Genomic DNA, 18,135 nt, shown 5'->3' with positions numbered 1-18,135 from the left:
ACGCGATTTGCCTGCCAAGTCCAGTTGGACAGGGTAAAGAAAGGCTTGAAAATGAAAGAAAGGGAGGTTTTTGGAAAAGGCGGCGATTTTGAATGAAACGGTTTGGAGGAAGGTGGTTGAGCACCGGAATTTCCAGAGGAAAATGGAGCGCCGTCAGACTAATAGGGAAAGTATCTCTTTCTCCGGTCGCGCCGTGCTGAAAGGAACTTCTCTTCTTCCTAGTCCGGAGATTCGTTTTTTTGCCGGGAACCCGATAAAAGAGGGAGTGGCTGCACTTGATAAGGAAGCGGAAAAATGAAGGGAACGGGCTGGAGGGAAAAACAGCAGGCAGTTTCCCCTCTGCACGGAGGAAACGGACTTGTTGGCGTTGGGGCATGGAAAAGGCGAAGGACGCGGACGCCTTTGCCTTTTCTCTTGATGGCAGTGCGACTTTCGCCATCGTCCGGAACAAGGGAGATTTTTTAAAAAAGATCAGAGGCTCTGGCTGCCCACATTTTTTTCTTGATCACGGGGTATTTGAGGCGAAGGTGTTATGTTCATGGCATGAAGGAACGGCATGCTCCGGATTTTTTTCCTAAGAAAAAACTGCCGGGCACGGAACCAGTTGGAGAAATGGTGACTTCATGATAAAAACCGAACATCAGGAAACGGCGATGAAGAGGTATTTTTCCGGAGAGGAGATTGAAATAGGCGACCATATCACCACGGACGGGGGCGAGGATCATAACGTGATTCTGAAAATCATCGATTGTCCCGCAGTCAGGGACGATTATGGCCTTGATTGTTTTGGCGCCCTGATGTGCAGCTCTCAAACCGGGGGTATCATCTTCGTGTCTTTTGATGAAGTTTGTTCACCAGATACCAGGCTGCTTCACCGGAAAACGAGTGATGACCATTTGACGGCGATATGAGGGGCATGAATTTCTTGGCCGGAGGAAAGGATAGTGGCCCTTCCTTCGGAATGGGCCGGGATGGCGGCGTGTTACTGGAGCGCCAGTTCCATCTGGATATCCACCCTTTCATAGGACGGGCGGTAAATCTCCACTTCCCTGAATCCCGCCTTCCTGTATAGCTGGATGGCCGGGCGGAGCAGGGTATTGCTTTCCAGAAAGATTTTTTTGCAGCCCAGTTCTTTCGCCTTGGCGATGACGGTCCGGCACAACAGCATGCCGATGCCTTTGCCCTGCGCGCTGGGGCTGACGGCAAGTTTGGCCAGTTCGTACTGATGAACGGGATCGTTCTTCCTGCACAGGGCGCATACGCCGACAGGCTCTTCCCTGTAAAGCGCCACAAAGATGTGGCCGCCCTTGTCCAGAATGTGCTCCTGCGGGTGGTCCAGCGCGTGATGGTCCGGTTCTTCCATCTGCCAGTGCGCCGTAATCCATTCTTCATTGAGCGCCTTGAAAGCGGCCCGGTAGCGGGGATCGTAGGGAATGATGGAGACATCCCTGCCTTCCCGTTCCTTTTTTGCTTCCTTCACCCGTTCCAGCAGCGTTTTTTCCGCCAGCAGCCCTTCCCATTCTTCAATGGCGCGCCACAGGTCGTTCCGGGTTTGGCGGGAAATTTGTTCCACGGCGGCTTCCACGTCGGGATATTGTTCCGCCATGATATCGGACATTTTCTTTCCCTTGGCGGACAGCATGACGAGGTTTCTCCGTCCGTCCGTTTTGTCCTTCTTTTCTTTCACCAGCCCCCTGGCGCCCATTTCCTTGACAATGTTGCTGACGGACGGGTGTGAATGCCCTATTTCCCTGGCAATGGAGGTGATGGTCTTGGCTTCCCCCTCTGACAGGACAAAGAACACGGGAAACCATTTGGGGCGGATGTCCACGCCGTACATGCGGAAGATCAGGGCGGCGTCATTCGTTATTTTATCCGTCAGCATCCGCAGTCTGCTTCCAATGGCCATTTTTCCTGTCCGGTTGAAGAAATCCATATTCCCGTCTCCTGTTGTATTGTTAAAAATGTAACTGATTACGTAATTGGTTATATAATTATTCCCCAATGTCAAAATAATTTTTTTGGATGCATGTCCGAAAATGGCGGGAATCATGTCCGCGGTTTGCTATCATGAGCCTCAACCGTGGAGTTTGCAAAACCATGAAAGGAAATGAAAAGGCCTGGTATGCCGCGTTTAAATCCAAGGATGCCCGTTTTGACGGCCATTTCTTCGTGGGGGTGGCGTCTACGGGCATTTACTGCCGCCCCATATGCCGCGCAAAGCTGCCCAGGGCCGGGAATTGCACCTATTACGCCACAGCGGCTGAAGCGGAACGGGCCGGATTCCGGCCTTGCCTGCAATGCCGCCCGGAGCTGGCGCCCGGAACCGCTCCGGTGGACGCCGCCGCTTCCCTGGCGCGCCGTGCGGCCGGTTTCCTGGAGGAGAATTGCGGAGACATGGAAAGCCTGGAAGAGCTTGCCGCCCACCTTGGCTGCACCGGGCGACATTTGCGCCGGGCTTTTGCCGCGGAGTTCAATGTTTCCCCCATCCAGTATTTGCAGACTCTCCGGCTGCTGCTGGCGAAGAATCTCCTGACAAGCACGAGGCTTTCTGTTCTTGACGTTGCCATGAGCGCGGGGTTCGGCAGTTTGCGGCGCTTCAATGAATTGTTCAAAAAGGAATACAGGCTTTCCCCGGCGGCATTGCGGAAGCTGGGGAAGGGGGAAAAGAGGAGGAGGGTTCCGGAATAACGCTGACGCTGCCTTACCGCCCTCCCTACCGGTGGGAGAGGCTGCTTGAGTTCCTCGCGCTGCGGGCCATTCCCGGCGTGGAGGCCGTACGCGGCGGGGAGTATGGCCGCACCGTGCGTCTTGCAACCAGAAGGGGGAAAGATGTCTATGGCTGGATACGGGTGGGCCATTGCCCCGTGAAAAATGCGCTGATCGTGGTGATCGCGAGGTCTCTGCTTCCCGCCTTGTCCCAGGTTCTTGCAAGGGTACGCCATTTGTTTGACTTGTACTGTGACCCGGCCGCGGTGGATGAAACGCTGGCTTCCATGAACGGCCTGTCTCCGGGACTGTATGTTCCGGGAACCCGTCTGCCCGGCTGTTTTGACCCTTACGAGCTGGCGGTGCGGACAGCGCTGGGACGGCAAATTTCCATGAAAGCCGCGAATGCTCTGGCGGGGAGGCTGGCGCGGAGCCATGGCGAGCCCGTGCGGACGGGGATGGAGGGGCTGACCCATGCGTTTCCTGCGCCGGGGAAGATTCTTTCCCTGAGCGGCCCGGGAAGCGCCGGATGGGACATTCCCGGAATGACCGCATCCAGGGGCAGGGCGGTTGTCGAGCTGGCGCGCGCGTTTGAAGAAGGGAGCATTGATTTCAGTTTCCGGGCCGATCCTGAGGCTGAAATGAAAAAGCTGGCGGGGCTCCCCGGCATCGGAATATGCACGGCGCAGTATATCGCCATGCGGGCCTTTGGATGGACGGATGCCTTTCCTTCAACCGATCCCGGCATTAGAGAGGCGCTCTCCCCGCGCACGCAAAAGGAAATTCTTGCTCTGGCGGAAGGCTGGAGGCCGTGGCGCGGCTATGCTGCCGTCAATTTATGGAATTCACTGAAACAACACTGAAATAATAGAAAGATGATGTATTACTCAACACACTATTCGTCACCCCTTGGTCCGCTCACACTGGCGAGCGATGGGGAACATCTCGCGGGCTTGTGGCTGGAGGGCCAGAAGTATTTTGGAGATACCGTCAGCGGGGACATGGAGGAAAGGGACGGCCTGCCGGTATTTGCCGCGGCAAGAGACTGGCTGGACAGGTATTTTGCGGGCGGCAGGCCTCCGGTAGCCGAATTGCCGCTGGCCCCCGTGGGGGAGAGTTCCGCCAGGCCGTATGGAAGATTCTCTGCGACATTCCCTACGGAGAGGTTACCACTTACGGAGAGATTGCCCGGAAGATGGCCGCGCGCGGGAATAGAAGGAGCATGTCTGCTCAGGCAGTAGGAGGAGCGGTGGGGCATAACCCCATTTCCATCATTATCCCGTGCCACCGGGTGGTGGGCGCAGGCGGGAGCCTGACGGGCTATGCCGGCGGAATTGCCGCGAAAATCAGGCTTCTGAAGCTTGAGGGAGTGGACATGTCCCGCCTTTTTATGCCGAAAAAGGGCACCGCCCTTTAAGGGGGGCAGGGAATGTCCTGCACAGGCGGAACGTTGCCGCCAGACGGTGCGGAGGGGTAATCAAACGCCGTTCCGATGTCTTGCGATTTCAATCAAACAAAAACCGCAAGCACTGATAAACAGCAACTTGCGGTATGAAAAGTCTGGTAGGCCCGGTAGGAATCGAACCTACATCGTCGGTACCGGAAACCGATGTCCTATCCATTGAACGACGAGCCCATGTTCCCAAGGAACGAGAGAGATAGAATAGAAAAAACGGGCCGGATGCAAGTATTTTTATACGGGTGACGGGATTGGCGTGATGAAAATATTAAAGACCAAAGACTAATGGCAAAAGGGCGCCAGAATGTTCCGGGCTCGGGAGAGCAGAGTTTTCCGTCAGGAGATTTTATGGTGGAAGGAGAAGATGGCTGCCAGAACGGCCACCACCGTAACAGTCATGATGGCCGCAAAGAGGGGCCAGAGGTCCAGGAATCCGGCCCCTTCCAGGAAGATGCGCTGGATGAGTTCCAGCCCATACCTCATGGGGTTGAGCAGGGTAAGGTCCTGGAAGATGTCCGGCATGCTGGAGATGGGGGTGGCGAAGCCGGAGAGCATGACCATGGGAACCAGCAGCAGGAAGGTTCCCACAATGGCCTGCTGGAGGGATTGGGCGAAGGAGGAGATGCACAGCCCGATGGCCGCCGCGGTGATGATGAAGAGCAGAATGGCCGCGGCAAGCAGCCAGATGGAGCCCTGGAAGGGGATGCGGAACCAGAACATGGCCACCAGCACCACAAAGACGGCCTGCATGGAGCCGGTGATGACCGTGGCGATGCCTTTGCCCAGCAGGATTTCCCCCGGGTTGTACGGGGCCACCAGGAGCTGGTCGAAGGTGCCTTCCTCCCGTTCCCGGGCGATGGAGAGCGCCCCGGAGAGGATGGAGTTGATCAGGGCCAGGACGGCAATGAGGCCGGGCACGATGAACCAGCGCGTGATGAGGTTGGGGTTGAACCAGGAGCGGGCTTCTATTTCCACCGGGGAGGCGCCGCCGTTTCTGGCGGTCAGGTCCGCGCCGAAGCCGGAGGCGATTTGCTGGGCGTAGCCCAGGGCGATGGCTGCCGTGTTTGCGTTGCGCCCGTCCGCAATGAGCTGGAGGGAGGCGGGGCGGCCCGTCTGGAGGTTGCGGGAGAAGTCCGGAGGAATGGTGAGCCCTACGACGATTTCCCGGTTGTCGATCATGCGGTCGATGTCCTTTTCCGTGGCTGCCGCGGCCTGCCGCCGGAAGATGCCGGTTCCCTCCAGGTCCGCGATGTACTGGGCGGCCGTTTCCCCGCCGTCCTTGTCCAGCACGACATAAGGCACGCGCGTGACGTTCATGGTGGCCGCGTATCCGAAGATGCATATCTGGATGACGGGCGGGATGATCAGGGCCATGCGGCTTTTTTTGTCCCTGAGCACGGCCAGCAGTTCCTTTTTGACGAGGGAGGCTATTCTGACGAAGAAGTCCATGGCGTTATTCGAGGGATTTGGGGGCTTTCAGCCGGGCGATGCCCATGAGGACGACGGCAAAGACGCCCAGCGTGATGCAGCACGGGATGATGACGGAGGGGATGTCCCCTGCCAGGAAGAGGGTCTGGAGCAGGGTGACGTAGTAGCGCGCCGGGATCATGTAGGTAAGGGCGCGCACGGCGGGCGGCATGTTCAGGATGTCGTACAGGAAGCCGGAGAGCATGAGGGCCGGCATGAAGGTGCCCATGATGGCGAACTGGCAGGCCAGGAACTGGTTTTTCGTGGCGGTGGAGATGACGAGTCCCAGCCCCAGGGCCACGATCAGGAACAGGGCGGAGACCGCCAGCAGCAGGGTGAGGGAGCCGCGGATGGGGATGTCAAAGACGAAGGCGGCGAAGATCATGGAGATGGCCAGGCTGACCATGCCCAGCAGGAAGTTGGTGGCCGCCTTGGCGGTGAGGATTTCCCCGCTGCCCACGGGGGTGACAAAGAGGCTTTCCAGCGTGCCCCGTTCATATTCCCGCGCCATGACCAGGGAGGTGAGGAGCGCCCCGATCATGGTCATGATGGTGACGATGACGCCGGGAACCAGGTAGTAGTGGCTGTCGTTGGCTTCATTGAAGCGGGTGCGCGTCTGCACGTCCAGCACGGGGGCGGCCCCGCCGCTCAGGGAGGCCGCCCAGGAACCGACGACGGCCTGGAGGTAGTTGCGTATGAGGGTAGCCTGGTTGGCGTTGACTCCGTTGACCACGATCTGGACTTTCGTAACGCCGCCGTTGAGCGTGTCCGGCGCGTTGCTTTGCAGGGCAATGAAGGCGTCCGCCTGATGGGTGCGCAGCTTTTCCTCCGCCTCGCGGGAGGAGAAGACGCGGGTGGTCTGGAAGTACCTGGAGAGGGTGAGGCGCGTTTCCAGGTTGGTGGATTCGCTGGAGGCCGGAACGGCCAGGTACGCGATGCGCACGTTTTTGATGTCCATGCTCATGCCGTAGCCGAAGAGGAGCAGGAGCACGGCGGGGAGAATGACGGCGATGCCGATGTTGCCGGGGTCCCTCACCACCTGGTGGAGTTCCTTGACGATGAGGGCGCCGATGCGTTTGAGGGAGGCCTTCATGATTCTTCCCCTCCCTTCCGCATGTGTTCTTCCGTGATGGTCAGGAAGGCGTCTTCCAGGGAGGCCGGGGCGCCGTCTTCGCGGGGCGGGGCATATTGGCGTATTTCATCCGGAGAGCCTTCCGCCAGTGTGGTTCCGTCCATCATGATGAGCATGTTGTCGCAGAATTCCGCTTCTCCCAGAAAGTGGGTGGTGATGATGATGGTGACGCCTTTTTCCGCCAGGGAGTTGATGCGCAGCCAGAAGTCGCGCCGGGCCAGGGGGTCCGCGCCGGAGGTGGGTTCGTCCAGGAAGAGGATGTCCGGGGAATGGAGCAGTCCGCACGCCATGCTCAGGCGCTGCTTGTAGCCGCCGGGCAGGTGCGCGGCGGGGGCGTTCATGTACGGGGTGAGGTGGAATTCCTCTTCCATGGAACGGATGGCGTCCCGCCGTTCCTTTCCGGCCATGCCGTAGGCCCCGGCAAAGAATTCCAGGTTCTGCCGCGTGGTGAGCATGCCGTACATGGAGAATTTCTGGGCCACGTACCCCACTTTTCTGCGCGCCCTTGCGGCGGCGGTTCTCAGGTCCGCTCCGGCCACGTTAAGGGTGCCTCCGGTTGCCGGAAGAAGGCCGCAAAGCATGCGGAACGTAGTGCTTTTTCCGGCCCCGTTCGGCCCCAGCAGGCCGAAGACCTGCCCCCGGCTGACGGAGAAGCTGACGTGGTTGACGGCGGTAAAGTTGCCGAATTTGCGTACCAGGTCCGTTACCCGGATGATGGTTTCCCCGCTTGTTCCCTGGCCGGGAGGGGGAGTTTCCGCGGGAACGGGGATGTCCTGCGGGGTGAGGTCCGCCTGTCCGGCCAGCAGGGTCATGAAGCCGTCTGAAAAGTCCGGCTGTCCCGGCTGCGGGTGGTATTCCTCCAGTTTCCGCCGTGTGGGGTGGTCCTGCGGCAGGATGATGCGCACGGTGCCTCCCTGGGGAGTGGCGTTGATAATTCCGGGCAGGGCGGCCAGCCTGCTCTGGAACTGGCGCGCATGGATGCCTTCCGGCGTGCGCACGGTGATGCACATGCCTTCCGCGCGGGCGATGACGTCCGCGGGCGGGGCATCCATCAGCAGGCCCCCCTTGTACATGATGAGGGTGCGGTTGCAGTAGGCGGATTCATCCATGTAGGAGGTGCTGACCAGCACGCCCACGCCTTCCTCATGGGAGAACTGCCCCAGGATGTTCCACAGTTCCCGGCGGGAGAGCGGGTCCACCCCCACGGTGGGTTCATCCAGCAGAATCAGGGGAGGGGAGGAGACCAGGGAACAGCACAGCCCCAGTTTCTGCTTCATGCCGCCGGAGAGCTTGCCCGCCAGGCGCGTGGTGAAGCGTTCCAGGCTGGTCATGGAGAGCAGGCTGCGGAAGCGTTTTTCCCGGTCCTGGCCGGAGACGCCGTGCATGCGGGCGTAAAGCTCCATGTTTTCCTTTACGGTAAGGTCCTCGTAAAGGCCGAATTTCTGAGGCATGTACCCGATGGAGGCCTGAATGGCCCGCGCCTTTTTAACGGAGTCCAAGTTCAGTACGGAAATGGAGCCTTCATGCGGTTTCATCAGCCCCGTGATGAGGCGGATGAGCGTGGTTTTTCCCGCACCGTCCGGCCCCAGCAGTCCCACGATTTCGCCGGCGGAGAGGCGGAAGGAGACGCCGTCCACCGCGGGAAAGGGAACGCCCGCCGGGTCCGGAAACATTTTGCGGACGTTCCGGCAGTCAATCAGGGGCTGGGAGTCCGTAGTCATGGCCTGGGCTGTTCCGGAGGCTGCGTTCCGGCATTCTGGTCCAGGGGGATGGTGACTGTGGCGGGAGCGCCCAGCCGCAGCCGGTTGTCCGGGTCGTCCACGATGATGCGCACTTCATAGACCAGGGCAGTCCGGAGGTCCGGCGTTTCCACATTCTTGGGCGTGAATTCCGCCACGGAGGAGATGAAGCCTACCGTTCCCTTGAAGTCCGTATCCGGGAAGCTGTCGTTGTGCACGGTGGCGGAGAAGCCGGGCTTCACCTTTCCCAGCTGGGATTCGGTCAGATAGGCCCGCACCCATTTGGTGTGGTTCAGGGAGAGGTTATAAACAGGTTTCTGCGGGGAGGCCATGTCCCCCTTTTCCAGAATCCGGTTGCGCACCACGGCGTTGCCCGGCGCGTAAAGCACGGCATCCTTCAGGTTCTGTTCCCTGATGACCAGATTGGCCTTCGCCTGGTTGTACTGGGCCAGGGACTGGGCAATGTCTTCCACGCGGGAGCCCGCCAGCAGCAGTTCCAGCTGTTTTCTGGCTACGTCCAGATTGGCCGCCGCCACTTGCTGGGAGGCTACGGCGTCGTCCGCCTCCTGGCGGGAGATGGATTTGGTGTCGGCCAGCGCCACCAGCCTCTTGCTGCGCACTGCGGCGTTGTTCAGCGTGGCTTCCGCCGCCTGCACGTTTGACCGTGCCTGGGCTATCTCCTCCGCGCGCGGGCCGTTTTTAACGCGGAGGTAGTTCTGCCGCGCGGCCTCCGTTGTCTGCCGCGCTTCATCCACGGCCTGCTGCAGGCGCACCGTTTCCAGCGTGGCGAGTTTCTGCCCGGGGACCACGGTGTCCCCCTCGTCCACCAGCACGGAGTCAATCCGCTCGGAGATCAGGAAGGCCAGGTCCACCTGGCGCAGGTCCACGTTGCCGTAAAGGACGGCTTTATCCTCAGGCCCGGACGGAGCCTCCCGGTAAATGAACCAGGCTGCCGCTCCTGCCGCGCAAAGAAGAATCAGGAGGATCACCAGCTTTTTCATGTCTCTATTTATACATCTGTATAATTTTTTACAAGTAAAATACAGCCGTCATGACGGAGAAGGAATTAGCGGTTTACTAACGGGGTCAGAACAGGCATAATCCGGCGACTTTTACTTTTCCTATTATTGATATGATGACCGCCACCGAGATACGCCAAAGCTTCCTGGACTTTTTCCGCGAGAAACAGCACACGGTCGTGCCCTCTGCTTCTTTGATGCCCCAGAGCCCGGGATTGTTGTTCACTAATGCCGGCATGAACCAGTTTGTTCCGTATTTCCTGGGGGTATGGACTCCGCCGTGGACGCCCGCCCGCGCCACGGACACCCAGAAGTGCATCCGCGCCGGCGGCAAGCACAACGACCTGGAGGATGTGGGTTATGATTCCTACCACCATACGTTTTTTGAAATGCTGGGGAACTGGTCCTTCGGGGATTATTTCAAGAAGGAAGCCATCCGGTGGGCCTGGGAGCTGGTGGTGGAACGGTGGGGGTTCCCGGCGGAACGGCTGTACGCCACCGTATACGCGCCGGACAAGAGCAAGGGCGATCCCGGAGAGTTTGACCAGGAGGCCTGGGATTACTGGGCGGAGCTGTTCCGTTCCCGCGGGCTGGACCCGGACGTGCAGATCGTGCACGGGAACGTGAAGGATAATTTCTGGATGATGGGTGAAACCGGCCCCTGCGGCCCCTGTTCCGAGCTGCACGTGGACCTGACCCCGGAGGGGGATACGAAGGGCAGCCTGGTGAACAAGGATTCCGACCAGTGCATAGAAATCTGGAACCTGGTGTTCATCCAGTATAATGCGGAGAGCGACGGCTCCATGCGCAATCTTCCGGCGTGCCACGTGGATACGGGCATGGGCTTTGAACGCGCGTGCTCCATCATGCAGTGCACGGACGGGTTCAAGGATTTTTCCCGCAAGCCGTCCAATTACGCCACGGACGTGTTCCGCCCCCTGTTTGACCGCCTGGAGGTGCTGAGCGGACGGAAGTATGCGGACGTGTATCCGGCGCCCGGGTCCAAGAAGGTAGGCGCGCAGGATGATTCTCTTCAGGAGGCGATTGCCTTCCGCGTGATTGCGGACCATCTGCGCACGCTCAGTTTTTCCATTGCGGACGGTATTCTGCCGGGCAACAACGGCCGTAATTATGTGCTGCGCCGCATTCTGCGCCGTGCCGTGCGCTATGGCCGCCGCCTGGGCTTCACCCAGCCGTTCCTGGCGGAGCTGGTGGATACGCTCGTGGAGTCTTTCGGACAGGTGTTCCCCGAGCTGGCCGCCCGCGCCTCCACCGTGAAGGAGGTGCTGAACCGTGAAGAGGCCAGCTTTAATGAAACGCTGGATCGCGGCCTGGAATTGTTTGACGCGGAAACGGCTTCCGCCGGAAAGGTGAGCGGGGAGTTTGCCTTCAAGCTGTATGATACGTACGGTTTTCCGATTGACCTGACGGCCCTGCTTGCGGAGGAACGCGGGCTGGAAATTGACATGGACGGGTTCAACAGGCTGATGGACGAGCAGCGGGAACGCGCCCGCGCCGCCCGCAAGAGCGAGGTGGTGCGTGCCCTGGATTTGAAGACGGACGCCGTGACGGAGTTCACGGGGTACGATGTGGACGAATGCGCCGCCACGGTGCTGGAAGTAAGCCGCCAGGGGGATTCCCTGTTCATTATTACGGACAAGACCCCGTTTTACGCGGAGATGGGGGGCCAGGTTTCCGATGCCGGGTTGATTGAAATAGGGGGGACAGCTACCATGTGATGGCCGTCCAGCAGATTGGGAATGCCCGCGCCCATGTGGTGGAAGCCCGCGAAGGGCTGGACGTGAAGCCGGGGGACCGCGTGCATCTGAGCATTGATGCGGAACGCCGCCGCCGTGTGGAGGCGCACCATACCGCCACCCACCTTCTTCACTGCGCCTTGCACCAGGTGGTCAGCCCGGATGCGGCCCAGCAGGGTTCCTTTGTATCGGAAGACCGCCTGCGCTTTGACTTTAACAGCGGCGCCGTCACGCCGGACCAGCTCCGCCGGATTGAGGAGAAGGTAAACGGCTGGATTGAGGAGGCCCTGCCGGTGCACTGCACGGAACGCGCCTATGCGGACGTGAAGGGAAATTCCGCGATTGCCCAGTTTTTCGGCGACAAGTACGGGGACGTGGTGCGCGTGGTCCAGGTGGGCGGCTGCCGGAATGAACTGGACGGCGTTTCCATGGAGTTCTGCGGCGGCACGCACATTGCCAATACAAAGGATATAGGCCTGTTCAAGATCAAGAGCGAGGGGGCCATCGCCTCCGGCGTGCGCCGCATTGAGGCCATGACGGGAGACGCCGCCCTGGAGATGATCCGTCAGCACGTCGTTGCCAGGAGCCTGGAAATCGCCAGGGCGGTGGAAAAGATCAAGGAAGTCAATTATGAGCTGGCGGACATGGGGCTGGAACAGGTTCCGGTTCCCACGATTGAAGACAAGCCGGGGCTGTCCGCCCTGGGCGCTTCCGACATCCGGACGGTGAATGATTCCCTGGCGCGTTTTGACGCTTCCGTGGAGCATTTCAAGCAGACGGCCCTGGATGCGGAAAAGAAGCTTAAGAAGGCCCGCGCCGGGCAGTCCGCCGCCAGGGCTGACGCCCTGCTGAATGAATGGCTTTCCGATGACCCCGCCTCCCTGATCCAGGTGGCGGAGGGTGCCGGGGAATTGCTCCAGGAATTGCTGAACGGGTTGAAAAAGCGCCAGTATGCGGGCGCCGCCTTCCTGCTGTGCGTGGACAGTTCTTCCTTGCTCCTGGGCGCTTATTGTGGCAAAGATGCCATTGCGGACGGATTGTCCGCCGGGGATATGATCCGCGAGGTTTCCGCTCTTGCCGGAGGCAAGGGGGGCGGTCGGCCGGACCAGGCCCGCGGTTCCGCCCCGCAGGATGCCGATCCCCAGGCGCTGGCCGCGGCGGCACGCAACATCATTAACGGGTAAGCCCTTCACGGGGCGCCCCACTGGACACCGACCATGGACAAGAAGATTTTTCCGGACGAACCTGAGATTCCCATTCTGCCGAACCTGTTTACGGCAGGGAACCTGGTGTGCGGGTTTTTCGCCATTCTGACGATTTTTGAAGGGATCAACCAGGCGGACAGCGACGCCGTGGCGGCTTTCTCCTATTACCAGAATGCCACGTTCCTGATTTTCGCGGCGTGCCTGTTTGACTTGTTTGACGGCCGCATTGCGCGCATGCGCGGGCAGGACGGCCCGTTCGGACGGGAGTTTGATTCCCTGGCGGACATTGTCTCCTTCGGCATTGCTCCGGCGCTGCTGGTGGCCAAGGCGGTCCTGTTCCAGCTTTCTCCGCCGGAGGTGGGCTGGGGCATAGGCATCCTGTATCTGCTGTGCGCCGCCCTGCGCCTGGCGCGGTTCAACTGCATGGCCGCCGCTCCCCGGAAGGAGGGGCAGAGCAGCGATTTTGTGGGGCTGCCCGTTCCGATGGCGGCGGGCGCCGTGGTTTCCACCATGTACTTGGTGATGTATCTGGCGGGCAGGGCTCCGGACGGGGCCATGGACCTGGGCGTGTTCAAGTACGTGATTGCCCTGGCGATGGCGGGAGTGTCCGTCCTGATGATGAGCCGTGTGGTTTATCCCAGCTTCAAGCACATCAACATGCGCACGCGGGGGACCATGTACGCGATCGTGCTCATTGTGCTGACGGTCATCTGCATCTTCAAATTCCCGTGGGTGATGCCCGCGGTCATTTTCTCCATTTACCTGCTTTACGGGCTGGTGCGCCCCTGGGTGGCCCGCCGCTGGCGTAACAGGCTGGAAGCCAGCGATGGAGAATAAAAGGGCTTTTTAGGAAGCTGTTCCTCCTTTAAATGGGTCGTCGTGCGCCTGGCCAGGGTGGTTGGCGCGGATTTGCCGTGTTTCAAACCTCGGGCATGCCTTTGGACCAGGTCTTTTTCTGGGGAAAGAAAACGTCCGTCTCCGGAACTCGCCGCAATTTTCCCGCACGGCGGTATAACGTCAAACCGGCCGCGCATCACAGAGACGGCGGCCGGTTGAAAGACGGAGAAAACGGATGGCATGCGCGAAGGGGGAACCATTGCCCCGCGGGTCCGGCGCTTACTTGCTCTTCTTTTTAAAATCGTCGGCAAAGGGGTCCTTTTCCGGAGCGGTGGGAACGGCGTGCGTCTCAATGTCCTTGGTGCTCTTGACCAGCGTGATGCACACGGGCTTGCTGCGGTTGCCCATGTCGTCATATGTGTAAAGGAAGCGGCGCACGAGTTCCTTGCTCTTGGAATCGAACATTTGCTCCTCCCTCAGGTTGGCGTTGCCGTCGTAACCGTAGCGTACGAAAAAGAGTTCGTTCTTCTGCCCGTCAAAGATCAGGCATGAGCGCAGTTCTCCAAAGGGGCCTCTTTTGTAGAGGGTTACGGAAACGAGAACGTTGTGGATGTTGTAAGTGGTTTTTTTCATCCCCTTGCCGTCCCCGGTCTTTTCAAAGTAGCTGCGCGACCCGTCTTCATGCTTGACCATGCGGGAGGAAGCGGTCTGGACGTTGAAATCATCCTGGCTGGCCGCCAGGGCTCCGGCCGTCATGAGCAGGGGGATGATGAGAAGCAGGGGCGTTGTTTTCATGGTGAAAAAAGTGTTTCTGACTTATTAAAGTGATGTATAGTGCCTTTGACAAGAACGTAATTAGATGAACTGGCTTGTAAGGCGAGACATATTGAATGTGGCGCGCGGCGGCGTGCTGATGGGAATTGTAAACGTCACTCCGGATTCCTTTTCCGACGGAGGGCGTTTCCATACGGTGGAACGCGCCGTTTCCCATGCAAAAGAGCTTGAGCGGCAGGGAGCCCTTATTCTGGACATTGGGGGGAATCCACCAGGCCGGGTGCGGCGGAGGTCTCCGTGGAGGAAGAACTGGACCGGGTGCTTCCCGTGGTGCGGGAACTCCGCCCATGCACGGACGCCGTGATTTCCGTGGATACGCGCCATGCCGCCGTGGCGGCGGCTGTGCTGGAAGCGGGAGCGGACGTGATCAATGATATTTCCGGATTGCAGGAGGAGGGAATGGCGGAGCTGTGTGCGGAGGCGCGCTGCGGCGTAGTGGCGATGCACATGCAGGGACGGCCTGAAACGATGCAGAACGCGCCTTTTTATGAAGACGTGGTGCGGGAGGTGCGCGGCTATTTTGAGGAGCGTTATGATTTTCTGCTGGGCCGCGGCCTGGTCCCGGAGCAGATTTGCTGGGACCCTGGCATCGGCTTCGGCAAGACGCTGGAACACAATCTGGCCCTGCTGTCCAATATGGACAGGCTGGAGGTGGCGGGACGTCCGGTATTGTTGGGCCTTTCCCGCAAGCGCATGCTGGGAGCCGTTCTGGGTGATGCGGAGCAGGGGCGTGCGCCGCTGAGCACCGCCGTGATGACGGTATGGGGACATTTGCACGGCGCCCGTATTCACCGTGTTCATGATGTGGAGGAATGCGCCCGCGCCCTGCGCCTGGTCCAGGCCGCCGAACCGTTTGTCCGCTGATTGAGCCATGGAACCCGCTTCTTCCCGCCCGGTATTGACGTCTCTGGCGTCTGTTGCGTTCGCCCTGGCTGTTCTGTTCCTGTTCCTGGCGGTGCGCGGAATTTGGCCGCTTGGCGGCCATTACCTGGAATACATGGATAACGGGCAGATGGTGTATCCCACCTTGAAATATTATGCCTCCGCTCTGATGACCGGAGCGTTGGACGGGTCCTTCTTTTATGATGTCAATGGAGGAGCGGGCATCCGCGTGAGCCCCTCCCTGCCGCACCAGCTGCTGGTTCCCTCCACCTGGATTGTGGTGGCGATGGGAGACTCCTTTCTGTTGAAGGACATGGTATGGGTGATGCTGGCGGACGCGGCCTGCATCTGCCTGACGGCTTCCTGGTTTCTGAGACGCGTCTTCCCCTCCCTGCCCGTATGCTGGACCGTGCTGCTGACGGCGGGTTATGCCCTGGGGGGATTTTTCCAGACCAAGTACGGGTTCATGCAGTTCCTGGACCACGCCGCCATGTTCCCCCTGTTTGCCCTGGGCCTTTACCAGCTGGTGAACGGAGGGAGGGGGTGGCTGTATGCCGTCGGCCTCTTTCTGCTGGCTACCTCCATGTACAGCGCTTTCATGGCCGTCGTGACCGGCTGGCTGTTCGCGTGGGCCTTCACGCTTCCCCTGAAAGGGACGGCAGAACGCCGCGTCCGGCTGGCGCGCGTGTTCTGGTACACGGCGGCGGTGACGCTGGCGACCTGCTATTACTGGCTGCCCATGATGGAGATGAGCCGGGATTCCATGCGGTCCCTGTTCATGACTCCCCCCACTTTTTTTGAACTGTCCTGGCCGTTTGACCCTCCCAAATTCCTGGAACGCCTGTATTCCTGCCTGCCGGGAATGGCGTGCACCGCTTTGGCTGCCGTCTATCTGGTTTACGGGAGGAAGGAGGCCCCGCCGGCGAACAAGGGGAGGCGGCTGTTTCTTCTCCTGCTGGCGGCGTCCGTGCTCCCTGCGTTCATTGAACCCCTTCACCGCGCCGCCCATCTGTGGAGCTACGTGGATTTTCCGGTCCGGTTCGGGTTCATTCCCAATCTGGTGGTGGCGTCGTTCTGCGCCTGGATCCTGTCCGGCGGGAGGCTGCCGCAGCCGGCGGGGCGGCGCTGGGGCTGGGGATGGAGCCTTGGCCTTCCCGTGGCGGCGTTTGCCGTCTCCCTGATTGTCCTTCACGTGACGGATATGGACCTGGTGGCGCGCCTTCTGCCTCTGCTGTTTTTTTCATGCGCGTGGCTGTGCTGGCGGCATGCGGAAGGCAAAAGGCTGGGGTGGTCCATAGCCGCCGTGATTCTGCTGGGGCTGCCCGTGGGGGCTGCCGCGTTCTGGAAGCAGGGAGAAGAGGAAAAGGCCGCTGTACTGGCCCTGAATGCGGAATGGCTGGCGCGCGGAATGGACGGGTACGCCGGGCTTCTGCGCGTGAAAGACAGGGACCGCCTGCTGGTGGACAACGCGGATTGCCTGGGGCCTGTCCCGAGCATCGGCAACTTCCGGCATACCACGAGCATCAGCCATTTCCGTTTTCTGAAAAACCTGGGGTACCGGGATGAATTCACGCGCACGTATGGTCAGGGGGGTACCCTGTTTTCCGATCTGCTGCTGGGCCATGGCTTTTTGCTGGCGTCCCGTCCCGTGGAAGGAATGGAGAGCGTGCTTTCCCGGGAAGGCATGTATTTATACAGGCTTCCGGGCGCCCGCTGGGGGCTGGTGGTTCCCCAGAGCGCGCTGGGGCTGCGGCTGGATGCGGAAGCCGGCGTGTTCAGCAATCTCAATGCCCTGCATGCCGCGCTTTGCCCGTCAGCGGAAGGCCCCCTGTATGCTCCCGTGGAAGTGCGGACGGAGAGGAATGGCAACTTTTACCGGATGAGCGTGCCGGAATATCCCGGCGCGGTGTACGGCTTCCCGCAGACGGATACGGAGGAACTCCGCGTCAATGGCCGCGCGGTGCCCGTCATGGCGGAAGCGCAGAAGGCCCCCGGCGGGACGTGCCGCACCTATAATGGAGCATTGGAATTAAAGCGTGCGGGTGTAACCGGGGAAACCGTGGTGGAGGGAAGGATGCGGCGGCTGGTGGAGGCTCCTCTTCTGGCGGCTGCGGCGCGAATGCCGGAGCAGGATGTTCCGGTTCTGGGGAAAGGCCAGGATCAATACGGGTTGGAGGCGCACGGACGCGGAGGCCATGTGGAAGTGTCCCTCTCTGCCGGAAAGGGGGAGGCGCTGATGGTTCCGGTGGTGCATGACCGTGGATGGAAGGCCACGCGGAACGGGGTGGACGTGCCCGTGGAAAAGGTGGGGGAATTGATGGCGGTGCGCCTTCAGGAGGGGCGGAACAGGGTGGTGTTTGATTATTATCCGCCTCTGTTGAAAGAATCTCTGTTTGTTTCAGCCGGAACGGCTCTGCTTTTTCTGCTGTATGCGTGGTGGGCGCGGCGGCATCCGGAATCCCAGCTCAGAAGGATGGTACTGGCCTGTGGATACAGGCTCTTTCTGTGTTGCGCCGCCGTGGTGCTGGCGGCCGTTTATGTGGGGTCCGTCGTGTTGTTTGTGGTGCAGTCCATGCTGTAACGGTTTCCGGGGAATGGAGAAAGCCGCCTTCAGCCGGTTCATGTACAGGATTTGACCGCTCCTGGCGGTCCCGGGAAGCGTTGCGGGAAGACGGGTAAAACAGCGTGATTGAAGCAGTGGGGCCGGAAACGTATACGTTCCGTGGATTGTTTTCCATGCTGGGAAAGGTGACGGGGCCCGTCGTCCGGTTTTGCCCGTTCCTCCGTGGGCCGCCTATGCCGCCGTCGGCATCATGGGGATGCTTCATCGTGACGTGATGCTGACCAGGGATGAAATCCTCGGGCTGATGGAGGACAGGCCCTGCGTTGAAGGCATTCCGCCTGCCGGCTCCATCCGGCTTTCCGCAGGGGCGGAAAAGCATGCCGCGGATTTGGGAAAAGCTTATGCTTGTGAAATGTCCCGGAGGAATTGTTGATGATGAAATTAATGACTTAAAAACGGCTTAGACTATTTCTCGCGGAGTCAAGTTCGATGTCGTTGACATCTTCTACGTTTATTTCCAATGAATTAATTT

Annotated in this window: 16 protein-coding genes, 1 tRNA gene and 2 pseudogenes; 12 read left to right on the top strand and 7 right to left on the bottom strand. The window is 60.0% G+C overall.

Annotated features, from left to right (window positions below):
* The first annotated feature begins 70 nt into the window (after positions 1 to 70).
* The 3 genes from PVA48_RS02685 to PVA48_RS02675 all read left to right on the top strand — a co-directional run bounded on the left by PVA48_RS02685 (position 71) and on the right by PVA48_RS02675 (position 911).
* Positions 71 to 298 (top strand): hypothetical protein, encoded by a 228-nt coding sequence (locus PVA48_RS02685; RefSeq protein ID WP_102721004.1) that lies wholly within the window; start codon positions 71 to 73, stop codon positions 296 to 298.
* Positions 299 to 374: 76 nt separating this feature from the next.
* Complete coding sequence (locus tag PVA48_RS02680; protein ID WP_102721003.1) at positions 375 to 578, top strand: hypothetical protein; 204 nt, start codon at positions 375 to 377, stop codon at positions 576 to 578.
* Positions 579 to 623: 45 nt separating this feature from the next.
* Positions 624 to 911, top strand: a complete 288-nt coding sequence (locus PVA48_RS02675; RefSeq protein WP_102729159.1) for a hypothetical protein — start codon at positions 624 to 626, stop codon at positions 909 to 911.
* 71 nt (positions 912 to 982) lie between these two features.
* Here PVA48_RS02675 and PVA48_RS02670 read toward each other — a convergent pair whose 3' ends face one another.
* Positions 983 to 1,936 carry a bifunctional helix-turn-helix transcriptional regulator/GNAT family N-acetyltransferase gene (locus tag PVA48_RS02670; protein WP_102729186.1) on the bottom strand — a complete coding sequence of 318 codons (954 nt, stop codon included), beginning with the start codon at positions 1,934 to 1,936 and terminating at the stop codon, positions 983 to 985.
* A gap of 164 nt (positions 1,937 to 2,100) precedes the next feature.
* Here PVA48_RS02670 and PVA48_RS02665 point away from each other — a divergent pair, with 164 nt between their 5' ends.
* The 3 genes and pseudogenes from PVA48_RS02665 to PVA48_RS02655 all read left to right on the top strand — a co-directional run bounded on the left by PVA48_RS02665 (position 2,101) and on the right by PVA48_RS02655 (position 4,126).
* Complete coding sequence (locus PVA48_RS02665; protein WP_423232199.1) at positions 2,101 to 2,691, top strand: bifunctional transcriptional activator/DNA repair enzyme AdaA; 591 nt, start codon at positions 2,101 to 2,103, stop codon at positions 2,689 to 2,691.
* Positions 2,607 to 3,572, top strand: coding sequence for a DNA-3-methyladenine glycosylase family protein (locus tag PVA48_RS02660; protein ID WP_423232485.1), 966 nt, complete (start codon positions 2,607 to 2,609; stop codon positions 3,570 to 3,572). Before PVA48_RS02665 ends, PVA48_RS02660 begins: the two co-directional genes overlap by 85 nt.
* Before the next feature lie 15 nt (positions 3,573 to 3,587).
* A pseudogene (locus PVA48_RS02655) lies at positions 3,588 to 4,126 on the top strand (methylated-DNA--[protein]-cysteine S-methyltransferase).
* 144 nt (positions 4,127 to 4,270) lie between these two features.
* Here the strand turns inward: PVA48_RS02655 and PVA48_RS02650 are convergent.
* The 5 genes from PVA48_RS02650 to PVA48_RS02630 form a co-directional block, all read right to left on the bottom strand.
* Positions 4,271 to 4,345: transfer RNA gene (locus PVA48_RS02650), tRNA-Arg, on the bottom strand.
* Between the two features lie 159 nt (positions 4,346 to 4,504).
* A complete protein-coding gene (locus PVA48_RS02645) occupies positions 4,505 to 5,617 on the bottom strand; it encodes an ABC transporter permease (RefSeq protein ID WP_102729161.1) in 1,113 nt (370 codons plus the stop codon).
* A gap of 4 nt (positions 5,618 to 5,621) precedes the next feature.
* Positions 5,622 to 6,728, bottom strand: coding sequence for an ABC transporter permease (locus PVA48_RS02640; RefSeq protein ID WP_102729162.1), 1,107 nt, complete (start codon positions 6,726 to 6,728; stop codon positions 5,622 to 5,624).
* On the bottom strand, positions 6,725 to 8,488 hold the full coding sequence (locus PVA48_RS02635; RefSeq protein ID WP_102729163.1) for an ATP-binding cassette domain-containing protein: 1,764 nt from the start codon (positions 8,486 to 8,488) through the stop codon (positions 6,725 to 6,727). The genes PVA48_RS02640 and PVA48_RS02635 overlap by 4 nt, the downstream gene beginning before the upstream one ends.
* The gene (locus PVA48_RS02630; protein ID WP_102729164.1) at positions 8,485 to 9,507 is read right to left on the bottom strand and encodes an efflux RND transporter periplasmic adaptor subunit; all 1,023 of its coding nucleotides are present in this window, start codon (positions 9,505 to 9,507) and stop codon (positions 8,485 to 8,487) included. Before PVA48_RS02630 ends, PVA48_RS02635 begins: the two co-directional genes overlap by 4 nt.
* A 131-nt stretch (positions 9,508 to 9,638) precedes the next feature.
* On the opposite strand from PVA48_RS02630, the gene alaS reads away from it, so the two are divergent.
* Genes alaS through pssA form a run of 3 tightly spaced genes read left to right on the top strand, consistent with a single transcriptional unit; the run spans position 9,639 to position 13,324 of the window.
* The gene (gene alaS, locus PVA48_RS02625; protein WP_423232198.1) at positions 9,639 to 11,264 is read left to right on the top strand and encodes an alanine--tRNA ligase; all 1,626 of its coding nucleotides are present in this window, start codon (positions 9,639 to 9,641) and stop codon (positions 11,262 to 11,264) included.
* On the top strand, positions 11,264 to 12,466 hold the full coding sequence (locus PVA48_RS02620) for a DHHA1 domain-containing protein (RefSeq protein ID WP_423232484.1): 1,203 nt from the start codon (positions 11,264 to 11,266) through the stop codon (positions 12,464 to 12,466). The genes alaS and PVA48_RS02620 overlap by 1 nt, the downstream gene beginning before the upstream one ends.
* 33 nt (positions 12,467 to 12,499) lie before the next feature.
* Positions 12,500 to 13,324, top strand: coding sequence for a CDP-diacylglycerol--serine O-phosphatidyltransferase (gene pssA, locus PVA48_RS02615; RefSeq protein WP_102729166.1), 825 nt, complete (start codon positions 12,500 to 12,502; stop codon positions 13,322 to 13,324).
* Between the two features lie 279 nt (positions 13,325 to 13,603).
* Here pssA and PVA48_RS02610 read toward each other — a convergent pair whose 3' ends face one another.
* The gene (locus PVA48_RS02610) at positions 13,604 to 14,119 is read right to left on the bottom strand and encodes a hypothetical protein (RefSeq protein ID WP_102720996.1); all 516 of its coding nucleotides are present in this window, start codon (positions 14,117 to 14,119) and stop codon (positions 13,604 to 13,606) included.
* A gap of 64 nt (positions 14,120 to 14,183) precedes the next feature.
* On the opposite strand from PVA48_RS02610, the pseudogene folP reads away from it, so the two are divergent.
* The 3 genes and pseudogenes from folP to PVA48_RS02595 all read left to right on the top strand — a co-directional run bounded on the left by folP (position 14,184) and on the right by PVA48_RS02595 (position 18,036).
* Positions 14,184 to 15,022, top strand: a pseudogene (gene folP, locus PVA48_RS02605) (dihydropteroate synthase).
* A 7-nt stretch (positions 15,023 to 15,029) separates the two neighbouring features.
* Positions 15,030 to 17,621, top strand: a complete 2,592-nt coding sequence (locus PVA48_RS02600) for a YfhO family protein (protein WP_102729167.1) — start codon at positions 15,030 to 15,032, stop codon at positions 17,619 to 17,621.
* 190 nt (positions 17,622 to 17,811) lie between these two features.
* Positions 17,812 to 18,036, top strand: coding sequence for a hypothetical protein (locus PVA48_RS02595; protein ID WP_102729168.1), 225 nt, complete (start codon positions 17,812 to 17,814; stop codon positions 18,034 to 18,036).
* The last annotated feature ends 99 nt before the right edge of the window (positions 18,037 to 18,135 follow it).

This window comes from Akkermansia sp. JRP_AM1 (assembly GCF_049262625.1).
Lineage (GTDB): Bacteria > Verrucomicrobiota > Verrucomicrobiia > Verrucomicrobiales > Akkermansiaceae > Akkermansia > Akkermansia massiliensis.
This window is presented reverse-complemented; position numbering and strand designations above follow the sequence as displayed.

Bases quoted from the DNA above. Each gene is read 5' to 3' on its own strand.
- PVA48_RS02680 (WP_102721003.1), top strand. From the start codon at position 375: ATGGAAAAGGCGAAGGACGCGGACGCCTTTGCCTTTTCTCTTGATGGC.
- PVA48_RS02675 (WP_102729159.1), top strand. From the start codon at position 624: ATGATAAAAACCGAACATCAGGAAACGGCGATGAAGAGGTATTTTTCC.
- PVA48_RS02670 (WP_102729186.1), bottom strand. From the start codon at position 1,936: ATGGATTTCTTCAACCGGACAGGAAAAATGGCCATTGGAAGCAGACTG.
- PVA48_RS02665 (WP_423232199.1), top strand. From the start codon at position 2,101: ATGAAAGGAAATGAAAAGGCCTGGTATGCCGCGTTTAAATCCAAGGAT.
- PVA48_RS02645 (WP_102729161.1), bottom strand. From the start codon at position 5,617: ATGGACTTCTTCGTCAGAATAGCCTCCCTCGTCAAAAAGGAACTGCTG.
- PVA48_RS02640 (WP_102729162.1), bottom strand. From the start codon at position 6,728: ATGAAGGCCTCCCTCAAACGCATCGGCGCCCTCATCGTCAAGGAACTC.
- PVA48_RS02635 (WP_102729163.1), bottom strand. From the start codon at position 8,488: ATGACTACGGACTCCCAGCCCCTGATTGACTGCCGGAACGTCCGCAAA.
- PVA48_RS02630 (WP_102729164.1), bottom strand. From the start codon at position 9,507: ATGAAAAAGCTGGTGATCCTCCTGATTCTTCTTTGCGCGGCAGGAGCG.
- alaS (WP_423232198.1), top strand. From the start codon at position 9,639: ATGATGACCGCCACCGAGATACGCCAAAGCTTCCTGGACTTTTTCCGC.
- PVA48_RS02620 (WP_423232484.1), top strand. From the start codon at position 11,264: ATGGCCGTCCAGCAGATTGGGAATGCCCGCGCCCATGTGGTGGAAGCC.
- pssA (WP_102729166.1), top strand. From the start codon at position 12,500: ATGGACAAGAAGATTTTTCCGGACGAACCTGAGATTCCCATTCTGCCG.
- PVA48_RS02610 (WP_102720996.1), bottom strand. From the start codon at position 14,119: ATGAAAACAACGCCCCTGCTTCTCATCATCCCCCTGCTCATGACGGCC.
- PVA48_RS02600 (WP_102729167.1), top strand. From the start codon at position 15,030: ATGGAACCCGCTTCTTCCCGCCCGGTATTGACGTCTCTGGCGTCTGTT.